At 69.8% G+C, this 21,600-nt stretch carries 18 protein-coding genes and 1 pseudogene; 14 read left to right on the top strand and 5 right to left on the bottom strand.

All coding sequences use genetic code 11. The annotated features are described in order from the left end of the window. Positions 1-34: 34 nt before the first annotated feature. The 4 genes from BS80_RS43460 (at position 35) to BS80_RS07985 (ending at position 5,830) form a co-directional block, all read left to right on the top strand. The gene (locus BS80_RS43460; protein WP_083974408.1) at positions 35-2,779 is read left to right on the top strand and encodes a PKD domain-containing protein; all 2,745 of its coding nucleotides are present in this window, start codon (positions 35-37) and stop codon (positions 2,777-2,779) included. A gap of 165 nt (positions 2,780-2,944) precedes the next feature. Further along, complete coding sequence (locus BS80_RS07995) at positions 2,945-3,889, top strand: ABC transporter ATP-binding protein (protein ID WP_035794964.1); 945 nt, start codon at positions 2,945-2,947, stop codon at positions 3,887-3,889. Further along, positions 3,886-5,253 (top strand): ABC transporter permease, encoded by a 1,368-nt coding sequence (locus tag BS80_RS07990; protein ID WP_035794962.1) that lies wholly within the window; start codon positions 3,886-3,888, stop codon positions 5,251-5,253. The genes BS80_RS07995 and BS80_RS07990 overlap by 4 nt, the downstream gene beginning before the upstream one ends. Before the next feature lie 262 nt (positions 5,254-5,515). Next, positions 5,516-5,830, top strand: coding sequence for a hypothetical protein (locus BS80_RS07985; protein ID WP_035794960.1), 315 nt, complete (start codon positions 5,516-5,518; stop codon positions 5,828-5,830). Between the two features lie 31 nt (positions 5,831-5,861). On the opposite strand, the gene BS80_RS07980 is transcribed toward BS80_RS07985, so the two are convergent. After that, entirely contained in the window at positions 5,862-6,326 is a 465-nt protein-coding gene (locus BS80_RS07980; protein ID WP_035796926.1) for a J domain-containing protein, read from the bottom strand. Positions 6,327-6,331: 5 nt separating this feature from the next. Further along, positions 6,332-6,712 carry an STAS domain-containing protein gene (locus tag BS80_RS07975; protein WP_063771925.1) on the bottom strand — a complete coding sequence of 127 codons (381 nt, stop codon included), beginning with the start codon at positions 6,710-6,712 and terminating at the stop codon, positions 6,332-6,334. 379 nt (positions 6,713-7,091) lie between these two features. On the opposite strand from BS80_RS07975, the gene BS80_RS40450 reads away from it, so the two are divergent. The 3 genes from BS80_RS40450 to BS80_RS07965 all read left to right on the top strand — a co-directional run bounded on the left by BS80_RS40450 (position 7,092) and on the right by BS80_RS07965 (position 10,510). Then, positions 7,092-7,238, top strand: coding sequence for a hypothetical protein (locus BS80_RS40450; RefSeq protein ID WP_157536060.1), 147 nt, complete (start codon positions 7,092-7,094; stop codon positions 7,236-7,238). Next, complete coding sequence (gene grpE / locus BS80_RS44045) at positions 7,235-8,179, top strand: nucleotide exchange factor GrpE (protein WP_083974404.1); 945 nt, start codon at positions 7,235-7,237, stop codon at positions 8,177-8,179. Before BS80_RS40450 ends, grpE begins: the two co-directional genes overlap by 4 nt. Positions 8,180-9,826: 1,647 nt before the next feature. Next, positions 9,827-10,510, top strand: coding sequence for a hypothetical protein (locus BS80_RS07965; RefSeq protein ID WP_035794958.1), 684 nt, complete (start codon positions 9,827-9,829; stop codon positions 10,508-10,510). Positions 10,511-10,559: 49 nt separating this feature from the next. Here the strand turns inward: BS80_RS07965 and BS80_RS07960 are convergent, their stop codons facing one another. The 3 genes from BS80_RS07960 to BS80_RS42520 form a co-directional block, all read right to left on the bottom strand. Next, on the bottom strand, positions 10,560-11,924 hold the full coding sequence (locus BS80_RS07960; RefSeq protein WP_051966348.1) for a DUF2254 domain-containing protein: 1,365 nt from the start codon (positions 11,922-11,924) through the stop codon (positions 10,560-10,562). A gap of 162 nt (positions 11,925-12,086) precedes the next feature. After that, a complete protein-coding gene (locus tag BS80_RS07955) occupies positions 12,087-12,689 on the bottom strand; it encodes an NAD(P)/FAD-dependent oxidoreductase (RefSeq protein ID WP_083974402.1) in 603 nt (200 codons plus the stop codon). 98 nt (positions 12,690-12,787) lie between these two features. Then, complete coding sequence (locus BS80_RS42520) at positions 12,788-13,327, bottom strand: winged helix-turn-helix domain-containing protein (RefSeq protein WP_232246405.1); 540 nt, start codon at positions 13,325-13,327, stop codon at positions 12,788-12,790. A gap of 584 nt (positions 13,328-13,911) precedes the next feature. Between BS80_RS42520 and BS80_RS07940 the strand changes: the two genes are divergently transcribed. The 7 genes and pseudogenes from BS80_RS07940 to BS80_RS07910 all read left to right on the top strand — a co-directional run. Beyond that, positions 13,912-14,445 (top strand): universal stress protein, encoded by a 534-nt coding sequence (locus BS80_RS07940; protein ID WP_035794956.1) that lies wholly within the window; start codon positions 13,912-13,914, stop codon positions 14,443-14,445. A 16-nt stretch (positions 14,446-14,461) separates the two neighbouring features. Continuing rightward, the gene (locus BS80_RS07935; RefSeq protein ID WP_035794955.1) at positions 14,462-14,893 is read left to right on the top strand and encodes a hypothetical protein; all 432 of its coding nucleotides are present in this window, start codon (positions 14,462-14,464) and stop codon (positions 14,891-14,893) included. 800 nt (positions 14,894-15,693) lie between these two features. Further along, complete coding sequence (gene kdpF, locus BS80_RS40440; RefSeq protein WP_035794954.1) at positions 15,694-15,783, top strand: K(+)-transporting ATPase subunit F; 90 nt, start codon at positions 15,694-15,696, stop codon at positions 15,781-15,783. Position 15,784: 1 nt separating this feature from the next. Beyond that, positions 15,785-17,446 (top strand): potassium-transporting ATPase subunit KdpA, encoded by a 1,662-nt coding sequence (kdpA, locus tag BS80_RS07925; protein WP_035794953.1) that lies wholly within the window; start codon positions 15,785-15,787, stop codon positions 17,444-17,446. Continuing rightward, entirely contained in the window at positions 17,446-19,551 is a 2,106-nt protein-coding gene (kdpB, locus tag BS80_RS07920; RefSeq protein WP_035794951.1) for a potassium-transporting ATPase subunit KdpB, read from the top strand. Before kdpA ends, kdpB begins: the two co-directional genes overlap by 1 nt. 20 nt (positions 19,552-19,571) lie before the next feature. Next, complete coding sequence (gene kdpC, locus BS80_RS07915; RefSeq protein ID WP_035794950.1) at positions 19,572-20,210, top strand: K(+)-transporting ATPase subunit C; 639 nt, start codon at positions 19,572-19,574, stop codon at positions 20,208-20,210. Between the two features lie 120 nt (positions 20,211-20,330). After that, positions 20,331-21,600, top strand: a pseudogene (locus tag BS80_RS07910) (universal stress protein); the annotation flags it as partial.

The raw sequence follows: 21,600 nt of genomic DNA, 5'->3' as shown, positions 1-21,600 counted from the left end.
CTGACTATGCACCGTCACGTGCGGAGGCGTGTTCATGAGGAATTGGAAGAAGAGATCGGCGAGTGTCGCTGTGCTCGCGGTCATCACGTTGGCGGGAGCCTCGCTGACCACAGCCGCGGGAGCCGGCGGGCGCCCCACGACCGGCGTCGGCTCGTGCACCCTGAAGGGGTGGAACCCGGCGACGAGCCCGGCGAACGCCAAGAACCTGCCGGTCGGCCAGCGTCCGCAGAGCTACAAGCCGGACGACTTCGACTGCTCCGGCGCGGTGTTCGCCGCGCCCGGCGTGGAGTTCGCGAAGTTCCCGCAGCCGAAGGACCTCAAAATCACCGACAAGAGCGTCGTCCGTACGGTCGGCGGCCAGCAGTCGGTCGTGGGCGAGCCCACCGCAGCGGTGAACCCGTTGGCGCCGTACTTTCCGGCGTTCCAGCACTTCGTGGTCATCTACCGGGAGAACCACACCTTCGACGACTACCTGGGCGACTGCGCGACCACGATCAGCGCCGGCTGCAACGGCCAGGTGCAGAGCACCAACCACATCAGCTCCGTGCCGGACCTGCACCAGTTGGCCAAGACCTACTCGCTGTCCGACTCGTACAGCACCGGAGTTCAGCCGCCGTCCGGCCCCAACCACTGGTTTATGTTCTCGGGGCAGTCCTCGTCCAGCAGCCAGCAGCAGTCGTACCCTTCGAACGGCACCCAGTTCGACCGCTTCCTGCAGAGCGACGCCGGTCCCGCGGACGAGGGCACCAACGCCTGCACGGCTCCCTCCGGCACCAGCAGCGGCACCAGCCCCTACACGTTCATCATGAACGGCGACATCTACTGGATGCTCAACAGCGGTAGTGGCTACTGGAAGAACCCGGGTGACGGCAAGGTCGAGGTCCTCCCGCCCAACCGCCCGGGCACGTCCATCCCCGAAGAGCTGCACACCAACGAGTACACCTGCCAGAACCAGAGCATCCCCGACAGCACGGTCGCCAGCGACTACCTCAACTTCATCAACACCAACGGGATGCCGGCCTACAACTACGTCGAGCTGTTCAACGACCACCCCGGCACCTACCAAGACGTCCCCGGCAACGACACGGCGACGAACAACATCGTCAACTCCATCATGAGCAACCCGACGTACAAGGACAACACCCTGATCGTCGTCACCGAGGACGACACCCAGAACGGCAGCAACGGGTCGGACCACGTCAGCAACACCTACCGCGTGCCGCTGCTCGTCATCGGGAACCCGGCCTACGTCAAGCAGCACTACGTCTCGCACGTGGCGTACACCACGGGCAACGTGCTCGCGGCGATGGAACGCACGATGGAGAACGTGCACTCCGGCGTGATCGACCCGAACGACAACCTGGGCACGTCCACGTTCCCCATGACGACCGCGGACCAGGCCGCGCTCGGCGACCCGCTCGAGGACTTCTGGGTCCAGGGCTCGACCCCGCTGTCCGCCAAGGCCACGGGCTCCCCGGCCACCGGCAACGCGCCGCTGGCCGAGAGCTTCACCGGCTCGGCCACCGGCGGCACGGCCCCGTACTCGTACAGCTGGAACTTCGGCGACGGGAGTACCAGCACGTCGCAGAACCCGAGTCACACCTACACCGCCGCGGGCACCTACACCGCCACACTGACCGTCACCGACAGCGCCTCGCCGGCCAACACCGCGACCTCGCAGGTGACGACCACGGTCAACGCCGTCGGCAACCCGCTGGCGGCCACCGCCTCGGCCACTCCGACCTCCGGCCAGGTGCCGCTGAGCGTCGGCTTCACCGGTACCGGCACCGGTGGCACCCCGGCGTACTCGTACAGCTGGAACTTCGGCGACGGGAGTACCAGTACGTCGCAGAACCCGAGTCACACCTACAACACGGCGGGCACCTACACCGCGACGCTGACCGTCACCGACAGCGCCTCGCCGGCCAACACCGCATCCTCGACGGTGACCATCACGGCCTCGCCGATCGCCGCGACGACACCGGGCGCGCCCACCGGCCTGGCGGGCACAGCCGGAACCGGGCAGGTCGCCCTGAGCTGGACGCCGCCCTCCAACACCGGCGGCGAGAACATCACCTCCTACAAGGTGTACCGCGGCACCGCCAGTGGCGGCGAGACGCTGGTGACCGGCGGCGGCTGCAGCGGTCTCGGCGCGGTGACCTCCTGCACCGACTCGGGTCTGACCGCCGGTCAGACCTACTACTACAAGGTCAGCGCGGTGAACGGCGTGGGCGAGGGGGCGCAGAGCAACGAGGCGTCCGCCACCCCCACCGGCACGGGCTGCCAGACCCAGCAGCTGCTCGGCAACCCCGGCTTCGAGAACGGCAGTTCCAGCCCCTCGCCGTGGACTGTGACCTCGACGCACAGCCCCGTCTCGGTGATCGGCAAGAGCAGCTCCGAGCCGCCGCACAGCGGCACCTGGGACGCCTGGCTCGACGGCTGGGGCAAGGCCACCACCGACACCCTCGCCCAGAGCGTCACGCTGCCCAGCGGCTGCAGCAGCTACAACTTCAGCTTCTGGCTGCACACCGACACGGCCGAAACCTCGACGACCTCCGCCTACGACACCCTCAAGGTGCAGGTGCTCAACAGCTCCGGCACCGTCCTGAGCACCTTGGCCACCTACTCCAACCTCAACCACAACACCGGGTACGCGCAGCACACCTTCAACCTCGGCGCGTACGCCGGCCAGCAGGTGACGCTGAAGTTCACCGGCGCCGAGGACTTCGAGTACCAGACCTCGTTCGTGCTCGACGACACGGCGCTGAACGTCAGTTGAGTCAGCTGAGTCAGCCGGGTTCGCTGACTTCGATGCGAAGGATCTGATTGCGGAACCCGCCGGGTGGCGCACTGCGGTGCATCACTCGGCGGCGCGTTGCGCGTCACGCGCCAGGGACAGGCTCTTCAGAATCAGCTGGGCGCCGGCTGAGGGATGGATGGACAGATGGACACACCCGTCGCGGTGAGGGGCCGCGGCATCACCAAGGTCTTCGGTGATGTCGTCGCGCTCGACCATATCGATGTGAGCATGACGCAGGGGCAGATCCACGGCCTGGTCGGCCCGAACGGTGCCGGCAAGACCACGCTGCTCGGCCTGTTGCTGGGCCTGGCCGTCGCCGACGAAGGGAGTCTGGAGATCCTCGGCGCTCCGGTGGGACGCGCACTGGCCGCGCCTGACGGTGTCTCCGGGTTCGTCGACGGGCCCGGGCTCTACCCCACTCTCACCGCGCGACAGAACCTTGCGACTCTTCTTGCGCTGCGCCCCGATGGCGCGCCTGCCACCGGAGTTGAGGAGGCTCTGGAGCAGGTCGGACTGACCGACGTCGCCGATGACAAGGTCCGCGGCTTCTCCCTCGGCATGCGCCAGCGGCTGGGGCTGGCCGCGGCGTTGCTGACCAGGCCGCGGCTGCTGGTGCTCGACGAGCCGTCCAACGGCCTGGACCCGGTCGGCAAGAAGCACGTGCACCGGGTGCTCGGCCGGCTGGCCTCCGAAGGCGTCACCGTCGTCCTGTCCAGCCATCGGATGGACGATCTGGAGGCACTGTGTTCCGAGGTCACCATCCTGGCCCGCGGGCGCGTGGTCTTCTCCGGCCCGCTGTCGAAGCTCTCCGACGAGAACCGTGAACTCGACTACCGGCTGCGCGCGTCCGATCCGTCCGCCACTCGCGCGCTCGCGGCCGCGACGCCCGGCATAAGCATCGACGACGGCCCCGACGCCGCGACGCGACCGGACACCGACGTGATCGTCGTACGCGCACGGGTGGCAGCGATGGACGAACTCGTCGCCCGGATGGTGCGCGAGGGCATCGGGGTGCGCGAGTTGGCGCCCGTCGTCTCGCCGCTGGAAGCCGCGTTTCTCGCCCTCACTGAGCAGGAGGCCGACCGATGACCGCGACCGCCGCTTACGCCCCCGCCACTGGGACAGGGGCCGGGACGGCGTCCGCGCGCCCCACCCCGGTGGCCCGCATCCTCCGCTTCGAGTTGGTCAAGCAGTTCTCCGCCTGGCGGGTGCGCCTGCTGATCGGGTTGTGCTGGCTCGGTCCCGGCCTGCTGGTCTTCGCGGTCGACCAGCAGAGCACGCTGCCGTCGGACACCCTGTTCGGCCGGTGGATGCACGCCACCGGCTGGGCCGGGTCGTTGGTGGTGCTCGGCGTCGCCGGCACGTGGGCGCTGCCGCTGGTCACGTCCATGGTCGCCGGCGACGTGTTCGCCTCCGAGGACCGGCTCGGCACCTGGCGCCATCTGCTCATCGCGGTCCGCTCACACCGGCGGATCTTCGCGGCCAAGGCGATCGCCAGTCTCACCGTGATCGGGCTGCTGGTGGCGGGCCTGGCCGTCTCCAGCGCGGTCGGCGGACTGCTCGCGGAGGGAAACCAGCCGCTGGTCGGGCTGGACGGCCACCTGCTCACCGGCGGGGACGCGGCCGGCAAGGTCCTACTGGCCTGGGTCTGCGTGCTGGCGCCGACGCTCGCCCTGGCGGCCATCGGGCTGCTCGGGTCCGTCGCCCTGGGCCGGTCCCCGATGGGCCTGCTGCTGCCCATGCTCGCCGGCCTCGGGATGCAGGTCGTGCAGATGCTGCCGCTGCCGGTCGCGGTGCGCCTGGCGCTGCCCGGTTACGCCTTCATCTCCTGGAACGGCCTCTTCGCCGATCCCCAGCAACTCGGGCCACTGCTGATCGGTGTCGGGGTCAGCCTGCTGTGGGCGGTCGTCGCGACGGCCCTGGCCTACCTGCTCTTCCGCCGCCGGGACTTCACCAACCTGAACAACGACGGCGCCGGACGCCGGGTGCTGACGCTGGGTGCCCTGCCGCTGGCCGGCGTGCTGGCCGCGACGGTCGGTGTGGTCGCGGTGGCGACCGGAGCAGGCGGCTCCGGCATCACCCAGGACAAGGTGCAGCAGTCGGTGGCGACGGTCTTCGCCCACCTCTACCGGTTCCAGCAGGCGCAGATGCGCCAGCCGCCGGTCACCGAAGCCCAGTTGCAGACGTCCGCGATGTGTGACAAGAGCGAAGGGCTCGGCGCACAGGAGGGCCCCGGGAACGACTGGCGCTGCACCGTTTCCTGGACCGTCCCCGGGTACAACGTCGCCGCCCAGGCCATCTACCAGCTCGATGTCAGCCCGAACGGGCGCTACATCGCCGACGGAGACGGACCGGTGGAGGTGAACGGCTACTTCCTGATCGTCACCGCGGGAAAGGCGGTGCCGAACCCGCTCTGGCAGTTCGACGGCAACGTCGATCTTCTCGCCGGATGAACGCCGCGCAGGTGGGCGGCGGGCTGAACCAGGTCATGCGGGGACGCAAGGGTTTGCGCATCCGTGACGGCGCTCGCTTCCTGGAACCGCAAAGTGCCGCGGGGGCGGCGTGCGGTTGCGCGCCTACGTGGAGGCAGCGGCGTTCGGCGTCCAGGGCTGGGCGGGGCCCGAAGCCGGAGATCACCGCGAGGTTCCGGTTGGCCGGGGCGTTGGAGATCGGACGCGACGGAGCGTTTCCGTCCCTGCTTGCCCCGGTCCACCAGTGACCGCCCGGCAGACTCGGCGCCCCGACGCCTACCCCTATCCGTCGGACGTCCACCACACCGTTGGGGCCCTCGCAGGTCTGCTGGAACAGTTCCCGCAGGTCCTGCACCAGTTCGCCGCGGGTCTGAACGCGATCAGCCCGGAACACCTCGCTGTCCTGGAAGACCCGCCCCTGCCGCTCGACCGGCGGGCGGAGGTGGCCCGCGAGTTCGGCGAAACCATCGCCGCGCTGGGAGAGGCTGTCACTCATCTGCGCCTCGCCCAGCAGGCAGCGTCCCGCCTCGTCTACATCGGTCCGGTCGCCGGTCTGTGAGGGTCCAAGGTGCGGGTCTCAGGCGCGCCGCTCACGGCAGCCACGGATCCCCCTGCCAGAGCCACCGCGGCAGCACCGAAGTGATGTCGTCCGGGGGAGGAAGCACACCCTGCGTTCGGACGGGGCCCGCCCACAGGAGAGTGCCCAGAGACCCGGTCCTGTCCCATTCGCGGACGGTGTGCGGCACATCCCGACGGCCCTGCGGCTGGGACCCGACGTGGACCACCGGCACCGGTACCGACCTCGCCGTCCAAGATGTCGGGGCGGCACTCCGGGCGACGTCGCAGGCGGCCCGGCGGGCGGGATCGTGCAGGATCTCGTAGGCGGCCACCACCTCGCCGAGCCGCTGTGCGGACACTGTCGGCTCCTCAAGAGCGGTGTCGGGGTGCAGCATCCGCACCAGGTCCCGGTAGGCCGAAGTGATCTGCCGCGCGGACGCCGACGGCTGAACCCCCAGCACCGCGTAGGGATCCGGCCGGTATGGTCCCCGTGCCATCGTGATCACCTCGGCACGCCCGCCGTGACGCTCTTTTCGGGGGAGCTGCGGACGGTGGCGTCGTGCAGGGTGGGGAACACGGGAAGCACCTGGTCCAGTCCGGTCAGCCGGACGACGCGCAGCACTCGCCCTTCAGGGATGGCCAGGCGCAGTTGCCCGCCCAGCCGACGGGCGGTGGTGTCGGCCTCCAGGAGGGCCCGCAGGCCGCTGGCATCGCAGAACTCGAGGCCGGAAAGGTCGACGACCAGGCGTGCTCGCGGACCCCGGCGGTCAAGGTCCCGCTTGAGGCGTTCGCTCAGCTGGTCGGCTGTGGCGATGTCGAGTTCGCCCTCCACATGCACGACAGACCATCCGTACCGACGTCCTGATGTCAGCTTCAAGTCCATGACGGCACCTCCCCGTGCCCGTCCGGCTCATCGGCCCTCTGGCCCTGTCCCTTGCGGGGGCGCCGTGGGGCGCGATGGCCGTGTGAGGTTGTCGCCGCACCGTGTGCGCGAGGGCACCGTGTGCGGTCGCCCGGTCCGGATGTCACCATTCATGGCCCTTGACCTCTCCTACCGCGACGGTATGGTCCGGGCCGGGCAGATCTGGATCCGGCCTGCGCGGCGCCGGGATGCTCGGCAGTCGATCGTCCTTCGCGTCGGCAGGTCTTGCCACACAAAATTGTGATACCTCAAGCCCCTTGTCTTGACAAGACTCTGCCGTGCGCATGTCACGAGGAGCGGGCAGTGAGGCAGCGGGGTAAGCCGTCCGGTCGGTCCCCAGGTGCCGCAGTCGATCGGCAGCGCCCTGTATGCCCAGGCCCAGGGCGCTGCGGGCGGCGGGCCGGCGGCCGGCGCCGGGCCGGACGAGGACGAGGTCGTCGACGCAGAGATCGTCGACGACGAGCGCCAGAGAGGAGAGGCGCGATGAGCCGGCCCGCGAGCCCTGAGCGTCCCGAGTCCAAGCAGCGGCCCCCAGCGGTGATCCACGACAGGCGGCGCATCGACCCGGACACCCTCCAGCTGAGGGAGCCCGAGAAGGCGAAGCACGAGGACGAGGAGAGGAAGAAGGGACCCGGACGCGAGAGCGGCGGCCATCTCCTGGGCGACACGGACCGGACCGCCGCGCTGGAGGAGCAACTCGCCGAGCGCACGGCCGACCTGCAGCGACTCAAGGCGGAGTATGGCAACTACCGCAAGCGGATTCGGCGCGACCGGCTCGCGGTGCGCGAGATCGCCCTCGTCAACGTGCTCACAGCACTGCTCCCGGTGCTGGACACCGTCGACCCAGTTACCGGGTCGGCGAACACCTCCTGCGCCCGGCCCAGGTCCGGGTCAGCGAACCACCCGCACAGGCAGCAGACACGGAGAACCGACCGACATCCGACGGCCCGAAGAACGAGCCCTCGGGTAACGGCTGAATCAGCAAGGAGAAGGGAGACCCTGATGGCCGGCGACATCATGCGAAAGAGGCTCCCGCACACCGCGTGGCACCCGGACCTGCCCGAATGGTTCGAAGGGCTGCCGTTCCTTCGGCCCACTGACCAGCAGCACATCCGCGTGGAGGAGTTCGAACAGGACGGCGCGTATGTGATCCAGGCCGAACTGCCGGGCATCGACCCGGGTAAGGACGCCGAGATCACCGTGCAGGACGGCGTCCTGACCATCCGGGCCGAACGCAGCGAGGAGCACCGGGACAAGGACCGGTCCGAGTTCCGCTACGGCTCGTTCCAGCGCACCGTCCAGCTGCCGAGCCGGGCGAAGGAAGAAGACGTCAGCGCAACGTACGCCGACGGCGTCCTCGCCGTGAAGGTGCCCCTGGACACCGGGAAGCCGACCGCCCGACAGATCCAGATCAAGCGCGGGGGCTGATGCGGCCGCACCAAGTCGTGCGACGCGGCGCCGCTGGACCGGAGCACCATCTCGCGGTGCGCCGGCCCACCTCCGCTGCGGCACCCAGCCCAGACCCCTTGGAGCCGGGCGTGAGGAGGCGGGCGATGTATCCGCTGTGGGGACGACTTCCTGTCCGGCTAATGGATCGCCAGATCAGTGGGAGGCCGATCACGCCGTCCGCGTGTGAGTCCCCGCCCACCCCGAGAGGCCCGAGCCGCCGCTCTTCGCCCTCGTCTGTTGCCCGGCGCCCTCGCCGGGTTCGTCCCGACCTCTGTGGTCGGGGTGAACCCCGCGTGGGCTGCACCGGCGGGCGCCCTCACGTTGGCCGCCCGCGCACTGGGCCGGCACCGCACCACCCCCGCCGGTCCGGGCGCGCTGCTCGCGGTGCTCCTTGGGGGTGAACATCGGCCCCCGAACTCACCTACACCGGATCCCTCGACATGCTGCTGTGGCGCAGGAACCGGTCGCCTCCGGTCCGTGCTGCGCTCGTTGTCCCGGGCCGCGGGTGCGGACCGTCCGTTCTGCGGGGCGCAGATTACCTCTCCTTCGAACACCGAGAAATCTGTGCTGGCTGGAGTAGACATTGCTCAGTGTTGTGGTTAGTGTTTCTCCCGTAGACGCAGTCAAGCGGTACCCGCCAGACATGAACTGGCGGGCAGCAGGGCAGAAGTTCGCAGGTCGGCACGGTCGTGGGGCCCTGAAGCCAGAGCAGGTGAAGTAAGGCGACAGGACCGGCGGCCGGGCCAGGTGGCCCGCAGTGATCAGGGGTCACGGTCAGCGGTACCGCTGTAGTGCAGGTGCAGTACCAGCAGGTGAAGTTGAGTCGAGTGGTACCAGCAGTCGCGATACGCGGTATCCCAGTGAAGGCGCCAGGCTGCGGGCGCGCGTGCTGGGAGTCCGGCAGTGGGGTTCCAAGCCAGGGAAAGTGCAGGACGGGCAACGGGGCTGGCTGTCGGACCAGGTGATGGAAGTTCAGCAGTACCGAGCAGTTCAGTTTCAGTCCGTACAGAGGATGAACGGAGGGACAGAGCGCCATCAGGATCGCCCGGCCCGTGAGGCATTCACCCGGGCGGACACCGCAGACCCCCTTTTGAGTACGAGGACGGTGGTTTCCGGTCACGCATACGCGATCCCCGCACACCCCCACGCCTGGGGAGTTGCGGAACAAGGAACCCGGCCCAGGCCGGTAGATGGTGTTGTTCCCCTTCGGGGCCCCGGAGCCGCAATGGCGCCGGGGCCCCTCGACGCGTTCCCCAGGAACCAAGAGAGGTGCAGTGACTACGACGACCGACAGGCGCGCCGCCCCCCGGTTCGCGGCCGGCGTCCCCGGGCGCGCCGCGCCGCTCCGGCTCGCCCTGCTCTCTGGCTGACCGGCCTGGTCGACGAGCGGCTGCAGGGCCGTCCTGCGGAGCACGGTATCGGTGAGGTCTGGGAGGCGTGCGAGCGGGTGGTGGTCGCCCTCACCGGCGGACCTGGGCACGAGACCCTCGAACCTGCTCCTGCGACAATGCGGCGTTAAGGTCGGGAATCGCCAACTGTGATGCTATTGACCCGCATTGGGCGCAGGCCTACGCTTCCGGCACCGCCCAGTCCACGGTGGCATGGGCCGGTCAGAGGGAGTGCGCTATGGGCGTTGTCATCCCGATCTTCCTGTTCCTGTGCCTGGTGGGCCTGATTCTCTCGGCCCCCAGGATCGAAGGCTGGCGTGCGGGGCACCGCTGCCGGCAGGCGGCCGCCGACCTGGTCGCGTCGCACGACTTCATCGCTGATCCGCAGGTGGGTCCGTCGGTGGTGCCCTGGTCGGCGCCGCCCTTCCACTACGGGCAGCGGGTGCGGGTGCGGGACGCCGTCCGGGGGAGCTTCGCCGGGCTGCCCGCGACGGTCTTCGGGTACACGTGCCAGGAGAACGGTACGGCGCACTGGTACAGCGTCGCTGTGATCCAGCTGCCCCGGCGGTTGACGCCGATCGAGGTGCACCACGAGCGGGTCTTCTCCTCGGTACGGGTCGGCTACGCTCCCGCGTACCCGACATGCCCCACCGGTGACCAGGCCTTCGACGCCGCCCACCGGGTGGCGACCCCGGACGAGGAGCTGGCCCGCACCCTGCTGACGCCGCAGGCCACGCGCAGGCTGCTGGCGGCGCCCGAGCCCTTCGACTGGCGGGTGTCCGACGACACCCTGGTGGTGTGGCGGCGGGACGGCTGGACCTCCGGTGCGGCCTCGGCCGACTGCTGCCGGGCGGTGCTCCACGTCCTGGAGTCGGCGCTCGACCTCGACCCCGCCGCCGTCGGGGACCCGCCTCAGGCGTGAGTGGTTGCAGCGGCTCAGCGCCGGAGCCCGCTCTCCGAGCGGATGACGGTCAATCCTCGGGCGCGAGACGCCCCTGGTCCGTGTCGTCGTCGAGGGCGAGCAACACCTGGTAGCGGCGCAGCACGTCCTGGCGGTCGGCTTCCTCGGGTACCGAGGCCTGGCAGGCGCGCTGGATCATGGCGGCCTGATCCAGCAGGACCTGGCGACGGTCCGGCATCGAGGTCTGCTCAAGGATCTTGTAGAGCGCGTCCAGCTGGCGGATCATCACGGCGGGATTGCCGAGTGCGGACTGCCGGATCTTCTCGAAGGCGCGCTGGACCAGCCGGTCGTAGTCGGCCTGGTAGGCGATCACCCGGATGCGGCCGCGCGGGTCCCGGTGTACGTGCTGCGGGTGCCAGCCGGTGGTGATCCGGCACAGGCAGTCGCCCAGCCAGTCGATGCAGGTCATCGCGGTGAAGGTGTCGTTGACGGCGGGGGAGAGGGCGCGGATGGCGATCTCGACCAGCTGGTCGACGCCGAAGGAGACATCCTGGGTCAGCGTCCGGTACGGCCCGGTCACCTGACCCCGGGCCAGGTGGTGCGCCACGTGCGCGGCGGCCTCCGGCGGCCAGACCACCGCCAGCGGCTGCCCCTGGACCAGGAAGTGTCCGGGCCGGTACGGGAGGTGGAGCACGGCGTCGGACTTGGCGGCGATCCGGATCAGCCGCTCGTGCCGGATGTACTGGAGATAGCCGCTGGCCGGGGTCGGGATCACTGCACCGGACCCGGTGATCCGCCCGAGCAGGACCTCACGGGTAGGCCCGCTACCTGCACCTGCATCTACCTCGGCATCGGCGCCGCCCTGTGCCTCGATGGCACGGGCGAGGTCCCCGGCGATGCCCGCGATGACCTGCGGGAGCTGGATCATCGTGGCGATGTGGTTGATGAAGTAGATCAGCATCGCGAGATCGACCAGGGTAAGGGCCAGCGCGACGGTGATCGACAGGTGCGGAACGAAGTCGCCGTGCGGCCCCGGACTGATCGCCACCAGCACCAGGACGGTGTAGATGAAGGTGGCCACGAAGGTGCCCAGGGTCAGCTGGGTGCCGCGGTCGCGAATGAAGTTACGCAGCATCCGGGGGCCGAACTGGGTCGATGCCAGCGTCAGTGCGACGATGGTGATCGAGAAGACCAGCCCGACCACGGTGATGATCGCGGCGGCGACCGTCGTCAGGATCTGCCGTGCCGCGTCTGCCGTGCCGCTCAACACCCAGGTGGGCAGCGCGAACCGACCGTCGTAGGCGGATCGGTCCAGCAGCAGCGTGAGTGCGAACAGCCCGGTGGCGCAGAGTGCCTCGGCGACCGGCACCAGCCACAGGTTGGTGCGAAGCGTCTCGCGCCGCCAGTCGGCCTCCAGGAGCGCCCCGCCGCGCATCACCGTTGCCGTCCCGACTGACCGCAGGGATGTGCCGGCTGGGGACGGGCGGGCATCGGGGGCTCCTGGGGGAAGGTGGAGTTCTGGCCTGTGCCGACCAGACTTCCCGGCTCACCTGCCCAGGAGGGTAGCCGAGATCGCGATCCCGTGCCCGGTGCGCTCTCAGACGGCGGACCGGTAGCGGTGAATGAGCGCGACGGTCATCGCGCCCTCGCCCACACCCGAGGCCACCCGCTTGATCGAGCGGGCCCGGACGTCACCGGCCGCGAAGACTCCCGGGACGCTGGTTTCCAGCAGGTAGGGGTCGCGGTCCGGGGCCCCGGAGGCGGCCGGCTTGCCGGAGTGCGGCAGATCGGAGCCGGTCAGGACGAAGCCGTGTTCGTCGCAGTCCACGACACCGCCCACCCAGTCGGTGCGGGGCCGCGCTCCGATGAAGGTGAAGACGAACCTCGACGCGTCCTCGGTGGCGACTTCGGTGACGTTGTCCATGAGCGTGATGTGCTCCAGCCGCTGGTCGCCGCCCAGGGCGAGGACCCGAGTGCTCAGGCGTACCTCGATGTTCGGGGTCCGCTGGATCTCGTCGACGAGGTACCGGGACATTCCGGCCTCCAGCGAGTCGCCGCGCACCAACACGGTGACCTTCGCCGCGTACTTGGCGAAGTGGACGGCGGCCTGCCCGGCCGAGTTGGCGCCGCCGACGATGTGGACGTGGTGCGAGACGCAGGCGTTGCTCTCGGTCGTCGCGGCGCCCGGACGGTTCGCGATCCAGTGGACACCCTGGTGGCGTCTTGGGCCTGGTCCTTGACGTACGCACTACGCGTTCCGCAGTGTCTTCGAGGCGGTTCTGATGTGCGACGTCGCGGTCAACTCTTCGCTGGTGCCGCACCGGCTGGGTCGAAGCGGTAGCCGACCTGGCGGACGGTCGCGATGGCGTTGCGGTACTCGGGCCCGAGCTTGCGGCGCAGCCGCGCGACGTAGACGTCGACGGTGCGGGTGTCGCCGAACGGTGGCTGGCCCCCGACGGCGGTCAGCAGTTGGATGCGGGTGTAGACCCGCCTTGGGTGTGCCACCAGGTGGGCGAGGAGCTCGAACTCCGTGAAGGTGAGGTCCAGCGGTCGCCCGCCCGCAGTGGCCAGTCGAGCCTCGGGATCGACCACGAGGCCGAGGGGCTGGGGACTCGACAGAGCCGGCAGCTGGCTGATCGGGTCGTGGTGCGAGGCGATGGAGCGGACTGCGGGGTGTGGGTGAGGTGAGCGAATGTGGGAGACCCGGGGGTAGTGCAGGGACAAGTCCTTCTCCTTGGTGGTGCGGTGGTGCGGTGGTGCGGCGGTGCGGTACTGCGCGAGGTCAGCGGCCGGGGCCGCGGACGTCTCCGACGCTATGGCGGGTCGGGCTCCGGTCACACGTTCCTGACACTTCGTTGACTGTTCGGGCCCGGTCGCTGACGAGGCCTTGATGAGGCGCCGTCATCCGTGGCGGCTCTGGGAACGGGTGTGAAGGGCGCGTCAAGCTTTCCTGGCGCTCCGTCAGGAAGCTGTCAGGACGCGGGGCCGTCGCCGTCCGGCCGGTTGGCTGGGGTCCGCTCCCCGACCGACCCCTGGCACCCGCCCGCGCGCAGAAGGTCCGCTGCATGCTTCCCCTGGCTCCTGAGCAGGACATCCCCTCGACCGGGCGCCGCAGCGTCCGGTGCAGAGCCGTCATCGCGCGCTGAGCGGGCTGTCGAGCCGAAACAGCTGGTCCGCTCGTTCCGGCCGGCGACGTCGGCACGCTGCTGCTGGACAAGACCGGCACCATCACCTTCGGCAACCGTCATCAAGGTCATCGACCTGATGGTGCAGTTCATCCCCGGGCTCTGACTCCTCGCCCGCCCATGTTGTTAGGGCCACGTTCGGATTCGGGGTCCGCTCGTCAGGGTGGCATCAGGAGTGGGCCCGAACCGGCTGTCCGGGGCTTTGCTGGGGGACAGTCGAAAAGAGGAGGGACCGCAATGTACTCGGGCAGCCAGGACGGACAACGCCGTGTCGTGGTGGGCGTCAGTGGTTCACTGGGCAGCCTTGCCGCCCTGCACCGGGCGGTTGCCGAGGTCCGCCGCACCGACGCCGAGGTGCTGGCCGTCCTCGCCTGGCTCCCGGTGGGAGGCGAGTACGCCTACCGACACGCGCCCTGCCCGCCGCTGCTGGCCGTATGGCGTGAGGCCGCCGAGGCCCGGCTGAGCGAGGCGCTCTGCGTGGCCTTCGGTGGCGCGCCCGCCGGGGTGCGGCTCTCGACGCTGGTGATCCGCGGCGAGAGTGGTCCGGCTCTGGTGCAGACCGCGGACCGGGAGGACGATCTGCTGGTGGTCGGGGCGGGCAGCGGGAGCCGGCTCGCCCGAGGGCTGCGGCGCTCGGTGCCGGCGTACTGCGTCAAGCACGCCGGCTGCCCGGTCCTCGCGGTCCCGGAGCCGAGCCTGCAACGCGACCTGAAGGTTCTCCAGCGCCGCAGTGTTCGGCAGTTGCTGACCGAACCGACTGCGAGCGCGTGAACGGAGCGAGCGCGCGATGAGGCTCTACACCGCTCGCCCAGGCCGGCGGTCGTACCGGCCGGTGGCGGCCCGGCTGACGGTCGGCATGTCGGGCGCGCTGACGTTCCTCGGCAGTGCGGCGCTCGTGCCCGCGCTGGCCGCAGTCGGTGAGTTGCGCCCGACCTGGTTCGCGCTGGGGGCCTTCGCCGGGCTCTGCGCCGCGCTCGGTCGGATATCGCGTCCTGCGGCGGCGCCGTTGATGGCGGGGACCGCCTGGTTGTTCTTCAACGGCTTCGTGGTGCACCGCTACGCCGCCATCGGCTGGTCCGGGGCAGGGGTCGAGGTAGCCCGCCTCGGGCTGTTCGCGGTGGCCGGGCTGCGGGCTTCACTGCCTGCGGCGCTGCCGCGGCGACGGATCCGGGCCGAGACCTGGTCACTCGTCGACCGTACTCGAAGCAGCCGGTGCTGACGCGGTGTTGCCGCACTGTCAAGGATGCATCAGAGCAGGTGGAGTGATCTTGCCGGGCTGATCCGGGTTGGCTTGAATGAGCGTCATGAACCGCTCGAAGCGCCACCACGACCGCCCGCCGCATCCGCGGGCGCTGGGCGTTGTCGCGGTCCCCGTCCGGTAGGGCTGCGCGCCGCAGACGCACCGATCGCCCAGCGCCTCCCTGACTCGCCTGGCCGGCCGCTGACGTGCCGGCAGACACCTTGCCAGAGAGAGACTCCACACCATGTCCAAGCGCGCCCGCAAGAAGAAGGCCCGTCGTAAGAAGAAGGCCAACCACGGCCGCAAGGCCTGCTCGTAGGCCCGTGATCCACCCGGTCCCGCCGTGACATCGGCACCGGGTGTCCAGCAGTCGCAGTCCCGGCGTGCAGTCTGCCCCCGACCGGCATGGTCGGCAGCACGCCGGGACTGCGACATGTCCGGGCAGCTAACCCCTGGGGGCCGGGGTGCCGGGTGAGTGGCCGAAACATTTCGGCCACTTCGTGGTCTCAGGTGTGTGAAGCGGATATCAGTGCCGCGTCAAAGTTCCCGCTGCGCCCGTATGGAGCGCGTCAGGGATCGGTCGACGGTCCGGAGCCGCTGCTTTGCTCCTCCTGCCGGCCCGCCGCCGGTGTCGCGCGGAGGAGTCTCGGAGTCCGGGAGCCGCCCACGGCCAGGTCCCTGAACCAACTGGTGGAGCCCATGCTCGATCTCGTTTTCGTCGGCGTCACGGTCGCCGTGTTCGCCGTCCTCGCCCTGGTGGCCCGGGGGGTCGAGAAGCTGTGAGTGTCGAGAACATCGCAGGCCTGATCGTCGCTGTCGCGCTCGTCGGCTACCTCGTCGTGGCGCTGATCTTCCCGGAGAAGTTCTGACATGAGTTCCACTCTTGCGGGCTGGTTGCAGGCCCTTGCCCTGGTGGGCGCGTTGGCGTTGTGCTACCGCCCCCTCGGCGATTACATCGCCAAGCTGCTCACGACCGCGAAGCACCTGCGGGTGGAGCGCGGGATCTACAAGACCATCGGGGTGGACGGCGACGCCGACCAGCGGTGGCCGGTCTACCTGCGGTCGGTGCTGGCGTTCTCGCTGGTCTCCGTCCTTTTCCTCTACTTGCTGCAGCGGATCCAGAACCACCTGATGCTCAGCCTCGGCTTCAAGGCCGTGGGGGAGCACGGGGCGTGGAACACCGCGATCTCGTTCGTCACCAACACCAACTGGCAGGACTACGCCGGTGAGGCGACGCTGGGCCACACGGTCCAGATGGCCGGCCTGGCGGTGCAGAACTTCGTCTCGGCGGCGGTGGGCATCGCGGTGGTGGCGACGCTGATCCGCGGGTTCACCCGCAGCCGCACCGACCGGGTGGGCAACTTCTGGGTGGACCTGACGCGGATCTGCCTGCGGCTGCTGCTGCCGCTGTCGGTCGTGTTCGCGCTGGTGCTGGTCGCCAACGGTGTGATCCAGAACTTCCACGGCTTCCACGACCTGGCGACGCTGGGCGGGGACACCCAGTCGATCCCCGGCGGGCCGGTGGCCTCGCAGGAGGTCATCAAGGAGCTGGGCACCAACGGCGGCGGTTTCTTCAACGCCAACTCGGCGCACCCGTTCGAGAACCCGACCGGCTTCACCAACTGGCTGGAGGTCTTCCTGCTGCTGGTGATCTCCTTCTCGCTGCCGCGCACCTTCGGCAAGATGATCGGCGACCACCGCCAGGGCTACGCGATCGTGTCCGTGATGGGCATCTTCTGGGCCGGTTCGGCCGCCCTGATGACGTTCTTCGAGACCCACGCGAGCGGTGTGGCGCTGAAGGCGGCCGGCGCGGCGATGGAGGGCAAGGAGGTCCGCTTCGGACCCTGGGCGACCAGCCTGTTCGCGTCCTCCACGACGCTGACGTCCACCGGTGCGGTGGACGGCGCGCACGACTCGCTGACGCCCGGCGGCGGCGGTGTCGCGATCTTCGACATGATGCTGGGCGAGATCGCGCCCGGCGGTACCGGGTCGGGCCTGTACGGGATGCTCGTGCTGGCGATCGTCGCGGTGTTCGTGGCCGGTCTGATGGTCGGGCGCACCCCGGAGTACCTGGGCAAGAAGCTGGGTGGGCGGGAGATGAAGTTCGCCTCGCTGTACATCCTGACCACGCCGGCGATCGTGCTGGTCGGCACCGGTGTCGCGATGGCGCTGCCGGGTGAGCGGGCGAACATGCTGAACTCGGGGGCGCACGGCTTCTCCGAGGTGCTCTACGCCTTCACGTCGGCGGGCAACAACAACGGTTCGGCGTTCGCGGGCATCACGGTCACCTCGCCCTGGTGGGACACGGCGCTGGGTCTGGCGATGGTGTTCGGCCGGTTCCTGCCGATGATCTTCGTGCTGGCGCTGGCGGGCTCGCTCGCGCAGCAGCAGCCGGTCCCCGCCACCGAGGGCACCCTGCCCACCCACAAGCCGCTGTTCGTCGGCCTGCTCTCAGGCGTCGTGCTGATCGTCGTCGGCCTCACCTACTTCCCTGCCCTGGCTCTCGGGCCGCTCGCGGAGGGTCTGCACTGATGTCCACCCCCACTCTCACCACCCCTGCCCAGCAGGAGGCGGCGGTCCACCGGGTCTCCAGCAACCTGCTCGACCCCAAGGTCCTTCTCGCGGCGGTCCCCGACGCGGTGAAGAAGCTCGACCCGCGCGTCATGATCAAGAACCCGGTCATGTTCGTGGTCGAGGTCGGCTCGGTGGTCACCACCGTCTCGGCGATCGCCGACCCGAGCGTCTTCGCCTGGGCGATCACCGTCTGGCTCTGGCTCACCACGATCTTCGCCAACCTGGCGGAGGCCGTCGCCGAGGGCCGCGGCAAGGCCCAGGCCGAGACGCTGCGCCGCACCAAGACCGACACGATGGCCCGCCGCCTGCTCGACTGGCCCGCCTCGCAGGCCGAGGAGCAGGTCGCGGCCACCGAGCTGCAGCTCGGCGACCACGTGGTCGCCGAGGCCGGCGAGATCATTCCCGGCGACGGCGACGTCGTCGAGGGCGTCGCCTCGGTCGACGAGTCGGCCATCACCGGCGAGTCGGCCCCGGTCATCCGCGAGTCGGGCGGTGACCGCAGCGCGGTCACCGGCGGCACCAAGGTGCTCTCGGACCGGATCGTCGTCAAGATCGCCTCGGAGCCCGGCAAGTCCTTCATCGACCGGATGATCGCCCTGGTCGAGGGCGCCGCCCGGCAGAAGACGCCCAACGAGATCGCCCTCAACATCCTGCTGGCCTCGCTGACCATCGTCTTCCTGGTCACCGTCTCGGCCCTGCAGCCGATGGCCGGCTTCGCCGGGGCGCCGCAGACCCTGATCGTCCTGGTCGCCCTCGTCGTGGCCCTGATCCCGACCACCATCGGCGCACTGCTCTCCGCGATCGGCATCGCCGGTATGGACCGCCTGGTGCAGCGCAACGTGCTGGCGATGTCCGGCCGCGCGGTCGAGGCCGCCGGCGACGTCAACACCCTGCTGCTCGACAAGACCGGCACCATCACCCTCGGCAACCGCCAGGCCGCCGAGTTCCAGCCCGCCGCCGGGGTCAGCGTCGACGAGCTCGCCAACGCCGCCCAGCTCTCCAGCCTCGCCGACGAGACCCCCGAGGGCCGCTCCATCGTCGTCCTCGCCAAGACCGACTACGGCCTGCGGGCCCGCGCCCAGGGCGAGTTGACGCACGCCACCTGGGTCCCGTTCACCGCCCAGACCCGGATGTCCGGCGTCGACCTCGACGAGGCCGACGGCGTGCACTCGGTGCGCAAGGGCGCGGCCGGATCGGTGACCAACTGGGTCACCGAGAACGGCGGCACGGTCGGCAAGGACGTCGCCGAACTGGTCGACGGCATCTCCGCCGCCGGCGGCACCCCGCTGCTGGTCGCCTCGCGGATCGGCTCGGCCGCACCGCGCGCGCTCGGCGTCATCTACCTCAAGGACGTCGTCAAGGAGGGGATGAAGGAGCGCTTCGACGAACTGCGCCGGATGGGCATCAAGACCATCATGATCACGGGCGACAACCCGCTGACCGCCAAGGCGATCGCGGACGAGGCCGGCGTGGACGACTTCCTCGCCGAGGCCACCCCCGAGGACAAGATGGCCCTGATCAAGAAGGAGCAGGAGGGCGGCAAGCTCGTCGCGATGACCGGCGACGGCACCAACGACGCCCCGGCGCTCGCCCAGGCCGACGTCGGCGTGGCGATGAACACCGGCACCATGGCGGCCAAGGAGGCCGGCAACATGGTGGACCTGGACTCCAACCCCACCAAGCTGATCGAGATCGTCGAGATCGGCAAGCAGCTCCTGATCACCCGCGGCGCGCTGACCACCTTCTCCATCGCCAACGACGTCGCCAAGTACTTCGCGATCATCCCGGCGATGTTCGTCAGCGTCTACCCGGGCCTGAGCCACCTCAACATCATGGCCCTGCACAGCCCCAAGTCCGCGATCACCTCCGCGATCATCTTCAACGCCCTGGTCATCATCGGCCTGATCCCGCTGGCCCTGCGCGGCGTCAAGTACCGCCCCTCCGACGCCAGTTCACTGCTGCGCCGGAACATCCTGATCTACGGGTTCGGCGGCCTGGTGGTGCCGTTCATCGGCATCAAGGCGATCGACCTGATCGTCCAGTTCATCCCCGGCCTGCGCTAGAAACGGAAGGAGACCCCACCATGTCCAAGCCTCTGCCCACCTCCGTCCGTACCCATCTCACCGCGCTGCGCGCCCTGTTGGTGATGACCGTGATCCTGGGGGTGCTGTACCCGCTGCTGGTGACGGGCGTCAGCCAGGTCGCCTTCAGCCAGAAGGCCAACGGCTCGGTCGTGAAGTCCGCCGACGGCAAGGAGATCGGCTCCAGCCTGCTGGGCCAGAACTACAACCTGCCGAAGAAGAACCCCAACGACCCGAACGAGCAGGCCCAGCCGGACCCGCAGTGGTTCCAGCCGCGCCCCTCGGCCGCCGGTACCGGCTACGACCCGCACGGGTCCTCGGCCTCCAACCTGGGTCCGAACAGTGACGACCTGCTGAAGGCGGTCAACGACCGCCGTGCCGCGGCCGCCGCGTTCGACGGCGTCGATGCGGCCAGCGTGCCGCCGGACGCGCTGACCGCCTCCGGTTCGGGCCTGGACCCGCACATCTCCCCGGCCTACGCCAAGGAGCAGGTGGCCCGGGTCGCCAAGGCCCGTGGCCTGTCCACCGACACGGTCTCCGCGCTCGTCGCCAAGTACACCGAGGCCCGCTCGCTCGGCTTCCTCGGCGACCCCGGCGTCAACGTCGTCCTGCTCAACAAGGCACTCAGCGAGACGAAGTGACGGTTCATCGTCCGACCGACTAGTTGAACCGACCCGGGCGCGGGGAGTAGACCCCCTCGCCCGGGTCGATGCTGATTCACTGTCGTATATCCCTGGCAGCCCCGCAGAAAGCTGACTTCCTTGGCCCGCGATCTTGGCTCCGACACCCTGCCCCGGCGCGGCCGGCTACGGGTGTACCTCGGCTCGGCCCCCGGTGTGGGAAAGACCTACCGGATGCTGGACGAGGCGCGGCGCAGACAGGAACGCGGGGCGGACGTGGTGGTCGGCTACATCGAGTGCCACGGCCGCCGGCACACCGAGGGCATGCTGGAGGGCCTGGACGTCGTCCCCGGCTCACCCGCACCTACCGGGACTCCGAGTTCCGCGAGATGGACGTGGACGCGGTGCTCGCCCGGCGCCCCACGGTGGCGCTGGTGGACGAGCTGGCGCACAGCAACATCCCCGGCGGCCGCAACGCCAAGCGCTGGCAGGACATCGAGGAGCTGCTCGCGGCCGGCATCGACGTCATCACCACGGTGAACATCCAGCACCTGGAAAGCCTCAACGACGTCGTCCAGAAGATCACCGGCATCCCGCAGCGCGAGACCGTCCCCGACGAGGTCGTGCGGCGGGCCGATCAGATCGAACTCGTCGACATGGCACCGCAGGCGCTGCGCCGGCGGATGGCCCATGGCAACGTCTACAAGGCCGAGAAGGTGGACGCCGCGCTCTCCAACTACTTCCGGGTCGGCAACCTGACCGCCCTGCGCGAACTGGCCCTGCTCTGGGTGGCCGGGCGGGTCGACGAGGGCCTGCGCGACTACCGGGTGCAGCACAACATCGACCGGGTCTGGGAGACCCGCGAACGCGTGGTGGTCGCGCTCACCGGCGGGCCGGAGGGGGAGACGCTGGTCCGTCGCGCGGCGCGGATCTCGGACCGGACGGCCGGCGGCGAGCTGCTGGCCGTCCACGTCACCCGCAGCGACGGCCTGGCCGGCGCCTCGCCGGGCGCGCTCGCCACCCAGCGCCAGCTGGTGGAGAGCCTGGGCGGCAGCTACCACGTGGTGGTCGGGCGACGACATCCCCACCGCGCTGCTGAGTTTCGCCCGCGCCAACCATGCCACCCAGCTGGTGCTGGGCACCAGCCGGCGCGGCCGGATCACCCGCTTCTGACCGGTCCCGGCATCGGCGAGACCACCGTCGACGCCTCCGAGGACATCGACGTCCCACATGGTCACCCACGAGTTCACCGGGCGCGGCGACTGCCCTCGCTGGGCCGCCGGCATCCCGGCGCCGGACCGTGGCGGGTTTCACCTCCGGCCTGCTACTGCCCTGCGGGCTCACCGCGGTCCTCTCCCAGACGCGCGGACGCTCAATCTGACCACCGTCGCACTGCTCTTCCAACTCGGCG

The organism is Kitasatospora mediocidica KCTC 9733, assembly GCF_000744225.1.
Taxonomy (GTDB): domain Bacteria; phylum Actinomycetota; class Actinomycetes; order Streptomycetales; family Streptomycetaceae; genus Kitasatospora; species Kitasatospora mediocidica.
Note: the sequence above shows the minus strand (reverse complement) of the source record. Positions and strands in the feature narration are given on the sequence as shown.

What these genes read in the sequence shown, in the direction of transcription:
- BS80_RS43460 (WP_083974408.1), top strand. Translation starts at nt 35, where the DNA reads ATGAGGAATTGGAAGAAGAGATCGGCGAGTGTCGCTGTGCTCGCGGTC.
- BS80_RS07995 (WP_035794964.1), top strand. Translation starts at nt 2,945, where the DNA reads ATGGACACACCCGTCGCGGTGAGGGGCCGCGGCATCACCAAGGTCTTC.
- BS80_RS07990 (WP_035794962.1), top strand. Translation starts at nt 3,886, where the DNA reads ATGACCGCGACCGCCGCTTACGCCCCCGCCACTGGGACAGGGGCCGGG.
- BS80_RS07980 (WP_035796926.1), bottom strand. Translation starts at nt 6,326, where the DNA reads ATGGCACGGGGACCATACCGGCCGGATCCCTACGCGGTGCTGGGGGTT.
- BS80_RS07975 (WP_063771925.1), bottom strand. Translation starts at nt 6,712, where the DNA reads ATGGACTTGAAGCTGACATCAGGACGTCGGTACGGATGGTCTGTCGTG.
- grpE (WP_083974404.1), top strand. Translation starts at nt 7,235, where the DNA reads ATGAGCCGGCCCGCGAGCCCTGAGCGTCCCGAGTCCAAGCAGCGGCCC.
- BS80_RS07965 (WP_035794958.1), top strand. Translation starts at nt 9,827, where the DNA reads ATGGGCGTTGTCATCCCGATCTTCCTGTTCCTGTGCCTGGTGGGCCTG.
- BS80_RS07960 (WP_051966348.1), bottom strand. Translation starts at nt 11,924, where the DNA reads ATGCGCGGCGGGGCGCTCCTGGAGGCCGACTGGCGGCGCGAGACGCTT.
- BS80_RS07940 (WP_035794956.1), top strand. Translation starts at nt 13,912, where the DNA reads ATGTACTCGGGCAGCCAGGACGGACAACGCCGTGTCGTGGTGGGCGTC.
- BS80_RS07935 (WP_035794955.1), top strand. Translation starts at nt 14,462, where the DNA reads ATGAGGCTCTACACCGCTCGCCCAGGCCGGCGGTCGTACCGGCCGGTG.
- kdpA (WP_035794953.1), top strand. Translation starts at nt 15,785, where the DNA reads ATGAGTTCCACTCTTGCGGGCTGGTTGCAGGCCCTTGCCCTGGTGGGC.
- kdpB (WP_035794951.1), top strand. Translation starts at nt 17,446, where the DNA reads ATGTCCACCCCCACTCTCACCACCCCTGCCCAGCAGGAGGCGGCGGTC.
- kdpC (WP_035794950.1), top strand. Translation starts at nt 19,572, where the DNA reads ATGTCCAAGCCTCTGCCCACCTCCGTCCGTACCCATCTCACCGCGCTG.